This is a genomic window from Streptomyces sp. NPDC048514 (assembly GCF_043199955.1).
GTDB lineage: Bacteria > Actinomycetota > Actinomycetes > Streptomycetales > Streptomycetaceae > Streptomyces.
Window position 1 is genome coordinate 100910 of record NZ_JBICWT010000010.1, and the last position, 16645, is coordinate 117554.

Annotated in this window: 13 protein-coding genes; 12 read left to right on the top strand and 1 reads right to left on the bottom strand. The window is 72.9% G+C overall.

Annotation, left to right across the window (positions count from 1 at the left end):
• The first annotated feature begins 231 nt into the window (after positions 1 to 231).
• The 12 genes from ACGFT2_RS22680 (at position 232) to ACGFT2_RS22735 (ending at position 15604) form a co-directional block, all read left to right on the top strand.
• Positions 232 to 1848 (top strand): adenosine deaminase, encoded by a 1617-nt coding sequence (locus ACGFT2_RS22680; protein ID WP_393281175.1) that lies wholly within the window; start codon positions 232 to 234, stop codon positions 1846 to 1848.
• Positions 1849 to 2198: 350 nt separating this feature from the next.
• Positions 2199 to 2723: a hypothetical protein gene (locus ACGFT2_RS22685; protein ID WP_393281177.1), complete on the top strand. Its 525-nt coding sequence runs from the start codon at positions 2199 to 2201 to the stop codon at positions 2721 to 2723.
• Positions 2724 to 3123: 400 nt separating this feature from the next.
• Positions 3124 to 5253, top strand: a complete 2130-nt coding sequence (locus ACGFT2_RS22690) for a hypothetical protein (protein ID WP_393281178.1) — start codon at positions 3124 to 3126, stop codon at positions 5251 to 5253.
• A gap of 140 nt (positions 5254 to 5393) precedes the next feature.
• Positions 5394 to 6905 (top strand): GT4 family glycosyltransferase PelF, encoded by a 1512-nt coding sequence (gene pelF, locus ACGFT2_RS22695; RefSeq protein WP_393281180.1) that lies wholly within the window; start codon positions 5394 to 5396, stop codon positions 6903 to 6905.
• Positions 6902 to 8296: a hypothetical protein gene (locus ACGFT2_RS22700; RefSeq protein WP_393281182.1), complete on the top strand. Its 1395-nt coding sequence runs from the start codon at positions 6902 to 6904 to the stop codon at positions 8294 to 8296. Before pelF ends, ACGFT2_RS22700 begins: the two co-directional genes overlap by 4 nt.
• Before the next feature lie 43 nt (positions 8297 to 8339).
• Positions 8340 to 9341 carry a GDP-mannose 4,6-dehydratase gene (locus tag ACGFT2_RS22705; protein ID WP_393281183.1) on the top strand — a complete coding sequence of 334 codons (1002 nt, stop codon included), beginning with the start codon at positions 8340 to 8342 and terminating at the stop codon, positions 9339 to 9341.
• Between the two features lie 64 nt (positions 9342 to 9405).
• Positions 9406 to 10119 carry an NDP-sugar synthase gene (locus ACGFT2_RS22710; protein ID WP_393281184.1) on the top strand — a complete coding sequence of 238 codons (714 nt, stop codon included), beginning with the start codon at positions 9406 to 9408 and terminating at the stop codon, positions 10117 to 10119.
• Between the two features lie 7 nt (positions 10120 to 10126).
• Positions 10127 to 11032 carry an NAD-dependent epimerase/dehydratase family protein gene (locus ACGFT2_RS22715; RefSeq protein ID WP_393281186.1) on the top strand — a complete coding sequence of 302 codons (906 nt, stop codon included), beginning with the start codon at positions 10127 to 10129 and terminating at the stop codon, positions 11030 to 11032.
• Positions 11029 to 11700 carry a spherulation-specific family 4 protein gene (locus tag ACGFT2_RS22720; protein ID WP_393281188.1) on the top strand — a complete coding sequence of 224 codons (672 nt, stop codon included), beginning with the start codon at positions 11029 to 11031 and terminating at the stop codon, positions 11698 to 11700. The genes ACGFT2_RS22715 and ACGFT2_RS22720 overlap by 4 nt, the downstream gene beginning before the upstream one ends.
• A gap of 39 nt (positions 11701 to 11739) precedes the next feature.
• Positions 11740 to 12393 carry a 1,4-alpha-glucan branching protein gene (locus ACGFT2_RS22725; protein ID WP_393281190.1) on the top strand — a complete coding sequence of 218 codons (654 nt, stop codon included), beginning with the start codon at positions 11740 to 11742 and terminating at the stop codon, positions 12391 to 12393.
• 367 nt (positions 12394 to 12760) lie between these two features.
• Positions 12761 to 14617, top strand: coding sequence for a M1 family aminopeptidase (locus tag ACGFT2_RS22730; RefSeq protein ID WP_393281192.1), 1857 nt, complete (start codon positions 12761 to 12763; stop codon positions 14615 to 14617).
• Positions 14618 to 14755: 138 nt separating this feature from the next.
• A complete protein-coding gene (locus ACGFT2_RS22735; protein WP_393281194.1) occupies positions 14756 to 15604 on the top strand; it encodes a lysozyme in 849 nt (282 codons plus the stop codon).
• Positions 15605 to 15702: 98 nt separating this feature from the next.
• Here the strand turns inward: ACGFT2_RS22735 and ACGFT2_RS22740 are convergent, their stop codons facing one another.
• Complete coding sequence (locus ACGFT2_RS22740; RefSeq protein ID WP_393281196.1) at positions 15703 to 16530, bottom strand: beta-glucanase; 828 nt, start codon at positions 16528 to 16530, stop codon at positions 15703 to 15705.
• Positions 16531 to 16645: the final 115 nt, after the last annotated feature.

The following is a 16645-nucleotide window of genomic DNA, read 5'->3' on the forward strand; positions in this document are numbered from 1 at the left end:
CGCCTGCCGCCTGCCGCCTGCCGCCTGCCGCCTGCCGCCTGCCGCCTGCCGCCTGCCGCCTGCCGCCTGCCGCCTGCCGCCTGCCGCCTGCCGCCTGCCGCCCGCTCCGACCGTGCGGTCCCGTCGACCCGCCCTGTCCGGCGCACCCGTGCGTCACCCGGACGGGTGCTCTCAGCTCCGGGCCCGCCCGGCGGCACGATGCAATCGTGATCCTTCCGTGATCATGCCCGTGTGAGTCTGCAACCTCGAAGTGCCCTGCGAACCCGGGTCGTTCCGGCCGTGCTCGGCACGCTCAGCGTCCTGTCCCTGCTGTCCGCCCTGCCCGCCGCCGCACAGCCGGCGCACCGGGACGACCACCGCGCCGCGCCGCCGCCCCGTCAGGTCACCGCCGAGGAGACCCGCACCGACCTGTACCTGCGGTCCCTGCGCAACCGGCCCGCGGCCCTGCGCGACTTCTTCCGGCAGCTGCCCAAGGGCGGGGATCTGCACAACCACCTCTCCGGCGCGGTGTCCACGGAGTACCTGATCGAGCTGGCGGCGCGGGACGGACTGTGCGTCGACACCGCGACGCTGACCGCGGTCACCCCGCCCTGCCGCACCGGCACCCGGCCCGCCGTCGACGCCCGCACCGACCGTGCCTTCCACGACGCGCTCCTGCGCGCCTGGTCCATGCAGGACTTCCCGCCGGACCAGAACGGCCACGACCACTTCTTCGACACCTTCGGCAAGTTCGGCGAGGTCACCTGGCGGCACCGGGGCCTGCTGCTCGCCGACGTCGCCGACACCGCCGTACGCGACAACCAGTTCTATCTGGAGACGATGGTCACCCCCGCCTCCGACGGCGCGAGGGACCTCGCCGCCCGGGTCGGCTGGGACTCCGACCTGGCCGCCCTGCACCGCAAACTGCTCGCGGGCGGCGGGCTGGACCGGCTCGTCGCCGAGGCCCGCAAGGAGGCCGACGACGGTGACGTCGAGTTCCGGGCCGCCGAGCACTGCGGCACGTCGAAGGCCCGGCCGGGCTGCGGGCTCACCGTCCGCTGGATCTCCCAGGCCTCCCGGGGCAGCGCTCCGGAGCGCGTCTTCACCCAGCTCGCCCTCGGCATGCGCCTGGCGGAGGCCGACCCGCGGTTCGTCGCCGTCAACCTCGTCCAGCCCGAGGACTGGGACAGCTCCCTGCGCGACTACAGCCTGCAGATGCGCATGGTCCGCTATCTGCGCACCCAGTACCCGAAGGCCCATGTGACCCTGCACGCGGGCGAGTTGTGGCCCGGGCTGGTCAAGCCCGCGGAACTGCGCTTCCACATCGGGGAAGCCGTGGACGTGGCCCGCACCGAGCGCGTCGGGCACGGGGTCGACCTCGTCCACGAGGACGACTGGCGGCGCACCGCCCGCACGATGGCGGCCCGCCGGGTGGCCGTCGAGGTGCCCTTCTCCAGCAACGCCCAGATCCTCGGCGTGAAGGGGGCCGACCATCCCTTCACGACCTACCGCCGCTACGGCGTCCCGATCGTCCTCGCCACCGACGACCCCGGTGTCTCCCGGATCGACATCAGTCACGAGTACCGGTACGCGGCCGCGACCTACGGCCTGCGGTACCCGGAGCTGAAGGACCTGGCCCGGGCCTCGCTGGAGTACGGGTTCCTGCCGGGCGCGAGCCTGTGGCAGACCGTCCCCACCGCCCGGGGCTATCAGCCGGTCACCGCCTGCCGCGCCGAACGCCCCGGCCTGCCGGTGCGCGGCGCGGCCTGCCGGCACCTCCTCGCGGCCAGCGCGAAGGCGCGGCTCGAATGGCGTCAGGAGGGCGCCTTCGCCGCCTTCGAGCGGACGCACGCCCGCTCGGCGCGCTGAGCGCACCCGGTGACGTGGGCGGGGCGTGCCACGAGCCGGCCCCGCCCGCATGCGTCCGTGCCCGATCCCGGGCCGGAAAACGACCTTTGGCCGAGAAGGGGCCGCCGGCGCGACCGGTGGCCCCGCCTCCGTCGGTGCGGGAAGGTCGTGTCCGCGCCATTACCGCCGTGCGGGCCGCCCTCCGGCGAACCCCGCGGACGCCGTCCCGGAGCGCGGCGGCACGGCCCGTGACGCGTCATCACGAGTCCATCGCATCTTCTTCACGTGACGAACGCTTTCGGCCGTTCGGTGCCCGAGGCGGCCCGGGCGGGGCAGACGCCGTGCCGACCGCCTGCCTAGCCTCCCGGGCCATGCGATCACCTCTGATGAGACGCCTCGGTCTCACCGCCGTCCTCGCCTTCGTCCTCGCCGTCTTCGGCTTCGCACCCGCGGCGAGCGCCGACCCCGCGCCGGCCGCGCTCACCTTCAGCACCGACAGCGCCACCACCACACCCGGTGGCACGGTCAACCTCTCGATGACGATCACGAACAACAAGACCTACGACATCTGGTTCGTGTACCAGACCATCGACCCGACCTGGCTGACCACCCAGCGCCCGGACCTGAAGTACGGCTTCACCGGCTGCAGCCTGGCCACCACGGCCGGCGCCACCCCCTGCTCCGGCACCGGCCCGAGCAACCTCGGCGGCAACTACGGCGCCACCATCCCGCCCGGTCAGAGCCGTACCGTCACGCTGACCCTCCAGGTCGCCGCCGACTCCGGCTGCAACGGCAACATCGGCTTCTACTCGTACTTCTACGCCGAGTTCAGCGACAGCAGCAACACCAACGGCGGGCCTGTGTACACGCCCGAGACCCGGGTGCTCTGCGCCTGACGGACCCCCCGGTTCCGTGACCCGGGTGTCCTGAAATCGGCCTCCCCGCCGAACCCCCGTCACGTCGTGGGTCACCGATACGCCGCCCGGCGGGCCGTCACGGTCCGCCGGTGCGTCGTAGGGCCGCCGGACCTGGGGACCGAGCCGCCCGGAGGTCGCGACCCCCTCGAGGCAAGGACGGCACAACGGGCTGTCAGGTTGCTTCAGGATGCTGTTCGACACCTGCACTTTTCCGTCAGGTTTCGTAACTCGGCCACAAAAGCTACACAGAGACATCACCATATGACCCGACGGATGTGCGTCGATCGGCTTCTGAGGGGGAATGCCGGCGTCGCGCAAGGGGGTGCGTCCGCTCACTGCGAGCCGTGCTCACCCCTGCCCGGGGAGGGGACTTCACCGCATGAAGCGGACCGTACGCACCACCGCGTTGACGGTGGGCGCGCTCATCGCCGCGCTCGGCCTTCAGGCCGGGCCGGCACAGGCCGACGCCGGCGCACCGCGCATCGACCTCAGAGTCCTGGTGGTGAGCGACGGTGGTCCGGCCACCGACGCCATCGCCGCCGAACTCGACACCGCCGGAACGCCGTACACGAAGGTCGACCTGACGAAGTCCGGCCGGCCCACCATCGACGCCGCGTTCCTCGCGGACACCGTCGACGGCCGGCCCCGGGCGAAGTTCCAGGCCGTCGTCCTGCCCAACGACAATCCGTTCACGGCCGGTTCCACCGAGATGGCGGCGCTCAGCGCCTACGAGCAGGTCTACGCGATCCCGCAGGTCGACGCCTACACCTACGCCCGCCCGCAGGCCGGACTCCAGGTCCCGACCTCCGGAGGCTACTCGGGCAGCGTCGACGGCGTCCGGGCCGAGGTCACCGCCGCGGGCAGGGCCGGACCGTTCGGCTACCTCGAAGGCGCGGTCCCCTTCGAGGACAACTCGCCCTCGGTCGGTGAGAGTTACGCCTACCTGTCGTCCCCCGCCCCGGGCGCCGACTTCACCCCGTACGTCCAGGCCCCGGTCCCCGGCACCACCAGGCAGGGCTCCCTGATCGGCGAGTACCGGCACGACGGACGGCGCGAGCTGGTCGTCACCTTCGTCTACAACCAGTACCAGCAGCAGTTCCGGCTGCTGGCCCGCGGCATCGTGGAGTGGATGACCGGCGGAGTGCACCTCGGCGCCGCCCGCAACTACTTCGCCGTGCACGTGGACGACGTGTTCGCCACCGACGACCGCTGGGACACCCGGCTCAACTGCACCCCGGGCGACGTCGACTGCACCGGCGGCGCGGGCACACCCAGCCCGATCCGGATGACCCCGGCGGACGTCGACCACGCCACCGCATGGCAGAACAGCCACGACTTCACCCTCGACCTGGTCTACAACGGCTCCGGCAGCATCGACCAGCGCGAGGACAACGACGGCGTGGACCTCCTCGCCGACAAGCTCATCGCCGACCGCAACCAGTTCCGCTGGGTCAACCACACCTACACGCACGCCTTCCTCGGCTGCGAGCAGAACGTCACCGTCGTGCCGTGGACGTGCCGGACCACCTCCGCCGGCAGCACCGACTGGGTCAGCCGCACCACGATCGACTACGAGATCGCCACCAACCGAGCCTGGGGCCAGGCCGCCGGACTGCCGCTGCAGACCGACGAGCTGGTCACCGGTGAGCACTCGGGGCTGAAGATCCTGCCGCAGCAGCCGCAGGACAACCCCAATCTGGCGCTCGGGCTCGCCGACGACGGAGTGAAGTGGCTCGCCTCCGACAACTCCCGTGACCCCGCACAGCGCCAGGTCGGCCCCGCCACCACGGTCTCCCGCCACCCGATGAACGTCTTCTACAACGCGGGCCGGGCCGCCGAGCAGGTCGACGAGTACAACTGGCTGTACACCGGCCGCGCCCAGGGCGGCAGCGGCATCTGCGAGGAAAACCCGGCGACCACCACCTGCCTGCCCGTGCCGCTGGACACCGGCACCGGCTACGCCGACTACATCGTGCCGCTGGAGACCCGCATCGACCTCGGTCATGTGCTGTCCAACGACCCCAAGCCGCACTTCATCCACCAGTCCAACCTCGCCGAGGACCGTATCGCCTACCCGGTGCTGAGCGGCGTGCTCGACGGCTACCACGACCTGTTCGCCGACAACACCCCCGTGGTGAACCTGCGGATGAAGGACATCGGCGTCGAACTCCAGCGCCGCACCGCGTGGAAGAACGCCCTGAACGCCGGGCAGGTCACCGCCTATCGCATCGGCGACGCCGTGACCGTGAACGCGCCGAACGGCACCGCCGTCACCGCGACCCTGCCCACCGGCACCACCCTGGGCGGCAACGCCTTCGGCAGCCCCTACGCGGGGCGGGTGTCCGGCTGGACCGCCTCCGCCGGCAACGCGCTCACCTTCACCCTGCCGTCCTCCGCCGCCGCCCGGGCCGTCGCCCCGGCCGCCCGGACGGCGGCCACCGCACCGGCCCCGCGCACCAAGCTCCCGACCGGCGTGACCGAGCAGGTTCCGTACAGCCCGGACCACTGAACGGCGCACCGACCCTAGGGCCCGTCCGCGCCACCCGCCCGTCCCGGGCGGGGGCCGGCCGGACGGGCCCCGGTTCCGGCCGCCCAGCGGCGGGACGGAACCGCACGACCACCCCACACCTCGGCCGTGGAGCACAATCGATGCACGTTCACACCGGCGTGCGCCGCCCCGGCGCGGCGCACGTCACCCTGCTCACCGAAGGCACCTACCCGCACAGCCATGGCGGCGTCAGCGTCTGGTGCGACCAACTCGTCCAGGGCATGCCCGACCTCGACTTCGACGTCATCGCCGTCACCGGCACCGGCCGCGAACCCGTCGTATGGGACCTGCCCACCCATGTCCACGAGGTGCTCTCGGTCCCGATGTGGGGAGACCCGCCGCACGGACTCCCACCCCGGGGCCGTGCCCGCAACCGTCTGGGCGCCGCCTACGAACGCTTCCTCACCGCACTGCTCGACCCGCGCGCGGAGGACCAGTTCGCGCCCGCGCTGTACAGCATGGCCCGGGCGGCCGGCGACGGCGTGCTGAGCCCCTTCCTCCGCGGCGACCAGGCCGTGTCCATCCTCGCCGCGGTGTGGAACCGCCCCGGGCTGGCCGTCCGCGAGACCCGGCCCAGCCTGCACGACGCGGTCACCGCCACCGCCCTGCTGGAACACGCCCTGCGCCCGCTGGCCGCGCCACCACCGCAACGGGGTGTCGCCCACGCGGTCAGCGGCGGCGTCGCCGTCCTGCCCGGCCTCGCCGCCCTGGAACGGTACGAGGTGCCGCTCCTGCTCACCGAGCACGGCGTCTATCTGCGCGAGCGCTACCTCGGCTACCGGACCGCTCCCTACCGCTGGCCGGTCAAGGCCGTCGTCCTCGGCTTCTTCCGGCTGCTGGCCGAGGAGAGCTACCGCCGCGCCGCCCTGATCACACCGGGCAACCGCTACAACCGGCTCTGGGAGGAGCAGGGCGGCGCCGACCCGCAGGCCATCCGCACGGTCTACAACGGCGTCGACCCCGCCGCCTTCCCGGCCGCCGGGCCCGAGCCGGGCGCCCCCACGCTCAGCTGGGCGGGACGAGTGGACCCGATCAAGGACCTGGAGACCCTCATCCGCGCCTTCGGCCTGGTGCGCGCCGAGATACCCGAGGCCCGGCTGCGCCTGTTCGGCGGCACACCCCGGGGCGGAGAGGCGTACCGGGAGCGCTGCGAGGCGCTGGCGGCCGAACTGGGACACGCGGACGCCGTCACCTTCGAGGGCCGCGTCGACGACATCAAGGACGCCTACGCGGCCGGGAACGTCGTCATGCTCTCCAGCATCAGCGAGGGGTTCCCGTTCACCCTCATCGAGGCCATGTCCTGCGGACGGGCGACCGTCTCGACCGACGTGGGCGGGGTGCGGGAGGCCGTCGGCGACACGGGCCTCGTCGTCCCGCCGCGCGACCCGGCCCGCATGGCCGCGGCAGCCCTGGAGCTGCTGGGCGACGCCGAGCGGCGCAGGACGATGGGGGAGGCGGCCCGGCTGCGGGTGATCGAGCAGTTCACCCTGCGTCAGACCGTCGACACCTTCCGCTCCATATACCTCGAACTGCCCACGCACACCCGTCGGTTGCCCGAGCCGGCCGGACAGCGGCAGGACCTCCGGATCGCAGCGGGGAGTCTCGCCGGATGAGCGGGCCCATGGCCCTCGAACCGGGCGGAAGCGAACAGGACACCCTCGCACTGCGGCTCGCCGGGCCACCATTGCGCCGCGACGACCACACCCTGGCCCTGCGGCTGCCCGTGCACGGCCCCGACGAGGAGGCGGTGAGCCGGCTGGCCGCCGAACTCGCCGACGGCATAGGCCCGGCCGTCCATCCCTACGAGGTGGCCGCCCTGCTGGAGGCGGAGGGCCTGACCGCCGACCAGATCAAGGACCGCTACGGCCACCCGAACCTCTTCTCCCTCGCCACCGCGCTCTACGAACAGGTGCCCCGGACCTTCCCGGAGCCCGCGCCCGCGGCCGACCCCTGGCGCCCGGACCACGTCCGCTGCCTCCTGCGCGGGGTCCTGTTCGCCCTCCCGGGGCTGGCCTACCTGCTCACGGCACCCCTGTGGCACCCGGGGCGGCACGCCGCCGGGCTGATCGTCGCCGGCCTGGTCTCCTGGGCGTGGGGCCAGGGCCTCGGCCACCGCGCCCATCTGCGCATGGTGAGCGGACGCCGGGAGGCCGCCCGCACCCTCCTGACCGGCGCGCCCCTCGGCGCGGCACTCGCCACGGCCACCGCCGTACCGCTCGCCGGCGGCGGCCCGGCGATCCCGGTGGCGGCGGCGCAGTCGCTGTACCTCGCGGCGGCCGGCGTCCTGCTCGTCCTGGCCCGCGAGCGGCTGCTGCTGGCCGCGCTCACCCCGCTCGTCGCGGGCGCCGCCGTACTGCCCTGGTGGGAGCCGGGCACCCCGCTGCGCATCGGGCTGCCCGTGCTGGCGCTGCTGGCCACGCTCGCCGTGACCGGTCACGTCCTGCGCGGTGCCCTCGCCGTCGCGGCGACGGCCGACACCAAGCGGACTCCGCTGCTGTGGTCCTTGCCGTACGGGCTGTTCGGGCTCGCCGCCGGTCTGCTCGTCCTGATGGAAGGCCGCCGGGAGCCGTACGCGGTGATCGTGCTGACCGTCAGCATGGGACCCGCCGAATGGCTGCTGTACCGCTACCGGGGGCTGTCCGTCGCCGCCCTGCGCGCGACCGCCACACCCGCCGGCTTCCTGCTGCGCTCGACGGCCGTCCTCGGCCTGTGCCTGCTCGCCTATCTCCTCCCGCTGCTGCCCGCCGCGTACCTCACCGGAGCAGCACCGGCCACCCTGCTGCTGCTCGCGGCCACCCTGTGGACCGCGCTGCTCCTCCAGGCGTTCGGGACCGCCTGGCCTCCGGCCGTGATCTGCCTGGCCGCCGCGTGCGCGGCCGGCGCGGTCACGTCGCTGCACCTGCCACCAGGGGCCGTCGCGCTGCCGCTGTGCTGCGGCGCCGCCGCGCTGTGCCTCGTGGCGTGCGTGCTGCGGCTCCTCGGCCGCCCCGCCCGGCATGTCTGACGCCTTTCCCCGCACTGATCGACCCATCGGAAGGACACCGCAGTTGACCTCCGCACCGCTCGCCGCCGTCACCGGAGCCGAAGGCTTCATCGGCTCCCACCTCACCGAGGCCCTGGTCGCCTCCGGCCACCGGGTCAGAGCCATGGCCCAGTACAACTCCTTCTCCTCCTACGGCTGGCTGGAGACCCTCGCCCCGGACGTCCTCGACCACGTCGAGATCGTCCTCGGCGACGTCCGCGACCCCGGCTCGGTCCGCGGCCTGCTGGAGGGCGCGGACACCGCCTACCACCTGGCCGCCCTGATCGCGATCCCGTACTCCTACCAGGCCCCGCACAGCTACGTGGAGACCAACGTCACCGGCACCCTCAACGTGCTGGAAGCCGTGCGCGCCCTGGGCACACCCCGGCTCGTGCACACCTCCACCAGCGAGACCTACGGCACCGCGCAGACCGTGCCCATCACCGAGGACCACCCCATCAACACCCAGTCCCCGTACGCCGCTTCGAAGGCGGGCGGGGACCGGCTGGCCGACAGCTACCACGCGAGCTTCGGGACCCAGGTCGTCACCCTGCGGCCGTTCAACACCTTCGGGCCGCGCCAGTCCATGCGCGCGGTCATCCCCACCGTCATCGGCCAGGTGGCGGCGGGGGAGCGCACCATCACCCTCGGCGATCTGCGGCCTACTCGCGACTTCACCTTCGTCAAGGACACCGCGCGGGCCTTCCTCGCCGTCGGCACCGCCCCGGCCGAACAGGTCGTCGGCCGCACCTTCAACGCCGGTACGGGCGGCGAGATCTCCGTCGGCGACCTCGTCGCACTGATCGGGAAGGTCATGGACACCGCCCTCGACGTCCGCGAGGACTCCGCGCGCATCCGGCCGGCGAACTCCGAGGTGATGCGGCTGGTCGCCGACGCCACCCGGCTCGCCGGCGCCACCGGCTGGCAGCCCGCCCACACGCTGGAGCAGGGCCTCGCGCAGACCGTCGAGTTCTTCCGCGACCCGGCCAACCTCGCCCGCTACAAGACCGGCATCTACAACATCTGACCCGGTACGGAACGTTCCCCGTGTCCTTACGTCAACGTCTTCACGGCAACGAAGGAGGAGCCCCATGCATGCAGTGATTCTGGCGGGAGGCAAGGGCGTCCGGCTGCGGCCCTACACCACCGCGCTGCCCAAGCCGCTCGTCCCCATCGGCGACCAGCACGCCATCCTGGAGATCGTGCTGCGTCAGCTGTCGGCGGCCGGCTTCACCCACTGCACCATCGCCATAGGCCACCTCGGTGAGATCATCCGCGCCTACGTGGGCGACGGCTCCCAGTGGGGCATGAACGTCGACTACGCCACCGAGGAGAGCCCGCTCGGCACCATGGGCCCGCTGCTCAATCTGAGAGACCGGCTGCCCGAGACCTTCCTCGTCATGAACGGCGACGTCCTCACCGACCTCGACTACGCCGATGTGCTGCGCCGGCACCGGGAGTCCCGCGCGCCCCTGACCATCGCCACCTACGCCCGCAAGGTGCACATCGACTTCGGCGTGCTGACCACCGACGCCAGCAAGGTGGTCGCGTTCACGGAGAAGCCCAGCATGGACTACCGCGTCTCCATGGGCGTCTACGGCCTCAGCCGCGACACCCTCGACGGCTACACCCCGGGCCTGCCGCTGGGCTTCGACGAGCTGGTCCTCGACCTGCTCCGGGACCAGACCCCGCCGCACGCCTACGAGTTCGACGGATACTGGCTGGACATCGGCCGCCCCGACGACTACGACCGGGCCAACGCCGAGTTCACCAGCCGCAAGTCCCTGCTGCTCAAGGGAGCCTGAGTACCGCATGCGCATTCTCGTCCTTGGCGGCACCGGATATCTGGGCCGCCATGTGGCCGAGCGGCTGCGCGCCCTCCCGGGCGCGCAGATCCTCGCCGCCGGCCGCTCCCCGGCGGCCGAGTTCCGGATCGACCTCGCCACCGACCGCCCCGAGCTGCTCGCCAAGACCCTGGCGGCGGCCGCGCCCGACGCCGTCGTCAACTGCGCGGGCGCCACCGGCGGTGACCCGGTGACCCTGGCCGAGGTCAACGCCCGCGGCCCCGCCGTACTGTGCGCCGCGCTGCGCGAGGCGGCCCCCACGGCCCGCCTGGTGCACCTCGGCTCGGCGGCCGAGTACGGTCCCGGAAGTCCCGGTGAACGGGTCACCGAGGCGGCCCCCGCCTGCCCGGTCGCCCCGTACGGCGCGACCAAACTGGCGGGCACCCTCGCGGTGGCCCTGGCCGCCCTGGACGGAGTGGTGCTCCGGGTCGGCAACCCGGTCGGCCCCGGGGCACCCCTGGCCGGCCTGCCCGGCCGGATGGCCGCACTGCTCCGCTCGGCCGGCACGGACCCCGGAGCGGTGCTGCGGCTCGGCGACCTCTCCGCGCACCGCGACTTCGTCGACGTACGGGACGTCGCCGGCGCGGTCGAGCTGGCCGCCACGGCGCCGGGCCCGCTGCCGCCGGTGCTCAACATCGGCAGCGGAACGGCCGTGCCGGTACGGGAGTTGGTGCACGGTCTGGCCCGGCGGTCGGGATTCCGCGGGGAACTGGCGGAGAGCACCGGCGGCTCGGCACGCTCGGCCCGGGTGTCCTGGCAGTGCTCCGACGTCACCGCCGCCGGCCGCGCCCTCGGCTGGCGTCCCGCTCATGATCTGGACGACGCCCTCGACGCGTTGTGGGCGGCCACTGCGGAGAGCGGGCCCGTGCCGTGAGCCTGCTGATACCGCTCTATGTGCACCCGGCCGAGGACCCCGGGGCCTGGCACCGCCTGATCACGGCAGCCGCCCGCACCTACGCCGTCGTCCTCAACCCCGCGAGCGGCCCCGGCACCACCCCCGACCCCGCGTTCACGGCGGCCGCCCGGGCGCTGCGTGCGGCCGGCGCCCGCGTGCTCGGCTACGTCGACACCGACTACGGGGTGCGGGAGCGGGCCGAGATCGCCGAGGACGCCCGCCGGCACCAGGACTGGTACGCGACCGACGGCTGCTTCCTCGACCGGGTCACCGCCACGGCGGCGGGCCTGCCGGCCTGCCGCCGCCTGGTCAGGGAGCTGCGCAGGCTGGGCGCGGGCACCGTCGTCCTCAACCCGGGCGTCCACCCGGACCCGGGTTACGGCCGCCTCGCCGACCTGACCGTCACCTTCGAGGGCCACTGGACCACGTACGTCACGGCGTTCACCCGGCCGGCCTGGACGGCACGTCACCCGCCCGAACGGTTCTGCCACCTGGTGTACGGCGTCCCCGAGGCTCTCGTGCCGCTCGCCGTGCGCACCGCGCACGAGCGGGGGGCGGCGGTGTGCGGCCCGGTGACGGGCGAACCGCCCAACCCCTGGGCGGCGTTGAGCCCCGCACTGACCGGCGCGGCGGATGTGGAAGGCTGAGCGGGGTCCGCATCCGCGCAACGGGAGGTCACCCACGGCATGGCCGTCATCCACCGCACCACCGTCAAACCGACCAAGACCGAACTGCTCACCGGCTGGCTGCCCACCCGCCCTTGGTACCGGGGCGCCCCCGCCCCGGTACTGGAGAGGTCGGGCGGCTTCCGGCTGGACGATCCCGAGGGCGAGGTCGGCATCGAGTTCATGGTGGTCACCGACGCGACGAGCCCGGAGCGGACGGCCTACCTGGTGCCGCTCACCTACCGCGGGGCGCCGCTGGAAGGGGCGGAGCACGCGCTCATCGGCACGCTGGAGCACGGCGTGCTGGGCCGGCGCTGGGCCTACGACGGCTGCCACGACCCGGTGCTGGTCACCGAGTTGCTGTCGCTGATCGAGGGCAGGGCACAGGCGATGGCGCAGAGCATCAGCGACACCCCCGACCACGAGGTGACCCGCTCGCACACCGGGGCCGGCCACACCGTCGGCACGTTCACCCCCGAGCCGGCCGACGACCGGGACGGCACGCGGCTGCCCGCGCCCAACGGCTCGGCCCTGCACGTCCACCGGGTGCTCACGCCCACCGACGAGAACCCGCCGGCGGCGCCCCGGGGCGCCCTCGGGCATGTCGCCACCGGCTGGCCGGGACCGGACGGCACCCGGCTGCGGGCCGTCTTCTTCACGCTGCGCTCCGCCTGATCCGGAGGCCGCCGGCCGGCGGAGCCCGCGGGACCGGTCGCGGTGGCCGCGGCCGGCCGGCGGTGGCCGCAGGACCGGCCCTCGGTGTTCGCCGTGCCGGTTCCGCGGTGGAGGACGGCCGGGGTCGCCGGCTGGATCGGCGTACCGACCGCACTCGCCCCATTGTCTGGCATGGACGGGTCAAATCTGTCACTCTTTCGGCAGTCGTCGCCCGCACCCCATGAGGGCGCGACGGGCTCCTCGGCACACGCAAGCGCACGCAAGCACACGAACGCGCAAGCCCCGTCCGCGGCCGCCCCGGCGCACCCCAGCCGACCGGGCGGCCTCCGAGCCGGCCGGACCCCGGCCGCCGCAAAAGGAGTAGCGTGTGAGATCGACCCCCCACAAGGCCCTCGGCACCGGCGTGCTCGCCGTCGCCGCGGTGGCCGCCCTCGTGCTCCCCGGCACACCCGCCGCCGCCCGCCCGGCCACGGCCCCCGCCGCCTGCACTCCGGCTCAGGCGGTCACCAACGGCGGTTTCGAGAGCGGCACCTCACCGTGGACCGCGTCCCCGTCCACGGTGATCACCAGCCGCACCGGGCAGAGCGCCCACGCCGGCAGCTCCTACGCCTGGCTGGACGGATCCGGCCGCACCCGCACCGACACCCTCGACCAGAGCGTCACGATCCCGGCCGGGTGCAGCACCGCCACCCTGACCTTCTGGCTGCACATCGACACCGCCGAGACGACCTCGTCCACCGCCTACGACAAACTGACGGCCAAGCTCGGCAGCACCACGCTGGCCACCTACTCGAACCTCGACGAGAACACCGGCTACGTCCAGAAGTCGCTCGACGTGTCCTCGTTCGCCGGCCAGACCGTGAACCTGTCCTTCACCGGCACCGAGGACTCCAGCCTTCAGACGAGCTTCGTCCTCGACGACATCGCCCTCGACACCTCCGGCGGCACCACACCGCCGCCCGGTGACTCCACCCGAACCCCGGCCGCGCCCTCGTACACCGTCAGCCTCAGCAGCGACACGAGCGGCACCGTCTGGAACGGGCACGAGAGCGCCACCTTCACCAACGCCTCCGCCACCGCGCTCGGCGAGGTCTACCTCCGGCTGTGGGACAACTACCACGGCACCTGCGACGCGATGCCGATCAAGGTCACCAACGTCACCGGCGGCACCGCCGGCAGCCCCTCCGTGGCCTGCACCGCCCTGAAGATCACCCTGCCGTCCCCGCTCGCCCAGGGCCAGAGCGCCACCATCGGGTTCGACCTCGGCATCACCGTGCCCAGCGGCGCCGACCGCTTCGGCCACGACGGCGCGTTCAGCTTCATCGGCAACGCCCTGCCCGTCCTCGCGGTCCGCGACGCCGCCGGCTGGCACCTGGACCCGTACACCAACAACGGCGAGTCCTTCTACTCCCTGGCCGCCGACTTCAAGGTGACCCTCGATCACCCCAGCACCCTGCTCGTCCCGGCCACCGGCACCTCCGCCGACACCCCCGGCTCCAGCGGCCGTACGGTCACCACGGCCACCGCCGCCAAGGTCCGCGACTTCGCCTGGGCGGCCGGTCCCTTCACCAAGATCTCCGGTACCTCGTCCGCCGGCATCCCGGTGAACGTCTACTCCGTCTCCGGCATCAGTTCCACCAGCGCCCAGTCCATGCTCAGCACCGCCAGGACCGCCGTGGACGCCCACGCCACCCGCTTCGGCGCCTACCCGTACGGTGAGCTGGACGCCGTCATCGACAACAACTACTGGTTCGGCGGCATGGAGTACCCGGGATTCGTGCTGGACGTGGTCAGCACCACCGCCCTCACCCACGAGATCGGCCACCAGTGGTGGTACGGCATCGTCGGCGACGACGAGTACAACAGCCCCTGGCTCGACGAGGCGTTCACCGACTACGCCACCGACCTCGCGCAGGGCAAGACCGGCACCGGCTGCTGGAGCAGCGTCTCCTGGGCCTCCAGCGCGGAGAAGATCACCAACTCCATGGCCTACTGGGACGCCCACTCCTCGCGCTACTCCACCGTCGTCTACGGCTACGGCAAGTGCGCCCTGCACGACCTGCGGCGCCTGATCGGTGACACCGCCATGACCAAGCTGCTGAAGGACTACGCGACCGCGCACTGGTACGGCGTGTCCACCACGGCCGAGTTCAAGGCGGCGGCCCAGGCCGCCACCGGCACGGACCTGACCTCCTTCTGGACCCAGCACCGCATCGACGGCTGAGCCGGACGCGGCCGGCCGGGCGGGGCGCCGAGCGGCGCCGCTCCCGGCCGGCCGGAGCCACCCGTATGGACCAAAGTCGGGCCGAGATGGCTTCGTTGGGCGGTATCCGGCGTGCGGCGCCGCCCGGCCGCGGGTCAGATGGATGTCGTGCACCCTCTGATATGCCTCCATCGCCGCCGCTCACGCCTGGCCGTCACGGCAGCCCTGACCGGCCTCCTCCTCGCCCTGTCCACCCCGGCGGCACTGCCGGCGACGGGACCGGACACCCCCGACCGTGGCAGCGCCTACATGGGCATGGGGGTCCTCGCCCACGACGGACGCGGCGTCGGCACCGACGAACCGAATACCGGCAACCGTGGGACCCAGACGGAAGGCGTGGACGTCTCCAGCCACCAGGGCGACGTGGACTGGCCGACCCTGTGGGGCGCCGGCACCCGATGGGCCTACACCAAGGCCACCGAGGGGACCTACTACACCAACCCCTACTTCACCCAGCAGTACGACGGCTCGTACGGCGTCGGCATGATCCGCGGCGCGTACCACTTCGCCACCCCGGACACCACCGGCGGTGCCGCACAGGCCGACTACTTCGTGGACCACGGCGGCGGCTGGTCCAGGGACGGCAAGACCCTCCCCGGTGTCCTCGACATCGAGTGGAACCCCTACGGAGACGCCTGCTACGGCAAGTCCAAGAGCGGGATGGTCACCTGGGTGCGCGACTTCCTGAACCGTTACAAGGCCCGCACCGGCCGCGCCGCGGTCCTCTACACGGCCACCAGCTGGTGGACCGACTGCACCGGAAACTACGCCGGTTTCGGTGCGACCAACCCGCTCTGGATCGCCCGGTACGCGGCCACCGCGGGAACTCTCCCGGCGGGCTGGTCGGCGTACACCATGTGGCAGTACACCTCCACCGGGAAGACGGTCGGCGACCACGACCGCTTCAACGGCTCGGCGACCCAGCTCGGCGACTTCGCCAAGGCGTGACCGGCGGCCGTGCGGCTGTCAGGACGCAGGGCGGATGCGGGCCATGACGGTTGGGCCGCATGGTGCGCACCCCGGAAGCCGTCCCAGGTGGTGGCAGGTCAGGCCAGTTCCACGTCGCCTCCTGAGGCGGTCGCCGTCCCGGGCGCACCCGCCGTGGTGCTCGTGCCTGGGGTGTCCGGGGCACCTGCCGAGGCTGCCGTCGCGCCCGGTGGGGCGTGGCCCGCGCCGGGACGCCGTACCACCAGACTGCTCACCTCGAACGACATCTCGGTCGTCCCGGGCGCGGGTGGCGGGTGGTAACGCCCGGCGCAGACCGAGAGGTTGACGATGAGGTAGGCGTACCAGTCCCGTCCCACGCCCCGCCCGTCCTCGAAGACCCGGGTGCCGTTCAGCCACCAGTCGACCGAGCGCCGCCCGAACTCGGTGCGCAGGTCCACCCACGCACCCGGGCGGACGTCGTCGTCGTGGTGATACCGATTGGTGCCGCGTACGTGGTTGGTGAACTCCAGCAGATCCGGGTTGTCCGGGTGGTACTCGAAGACGTCGATCTCCTGGTCGCCGTCCCGCCAGGTCCAGATGGCCGGCCAGGCGCCGATCTCGCGTGGCAGCCGGACACGGGTCTCCAGAACGTCGCCCGGCTGTACCGTGAACCCCTCCTCGCTGCCCTCGGTCGTCAGCAACCCCGTGTTCCACCTGCCGTCGGGCCGGCGTCGGGCCCGGAAGACCCCCGAGCGGCTGTAGCCGGCGTCGGGGACCAGATAGTCCAGTTTGTCGTCACGCGGATTGACCGGCCCCCCGCCGGGATAGGCCCACGAGCGCCCGGCGACCCACTGGGTCGTGGAGGTGAAGTCCGCCGTGAAGACAACGTGGGACGCGGCTGCGCGGCGTGGGGCCGGCAACCGGCCACTCGGCGTCGATTCGTCCATGCCGGATGTCTCACCCGTCGGGGGGGGGGGGGGGGGGGGGGGGGGCGCGCCGGCGCGGGGCGGGGGGGGGGGGGGGAGACGAGGAAGGGGGGGGGGGGGCGGGGCGGGGCGCGCC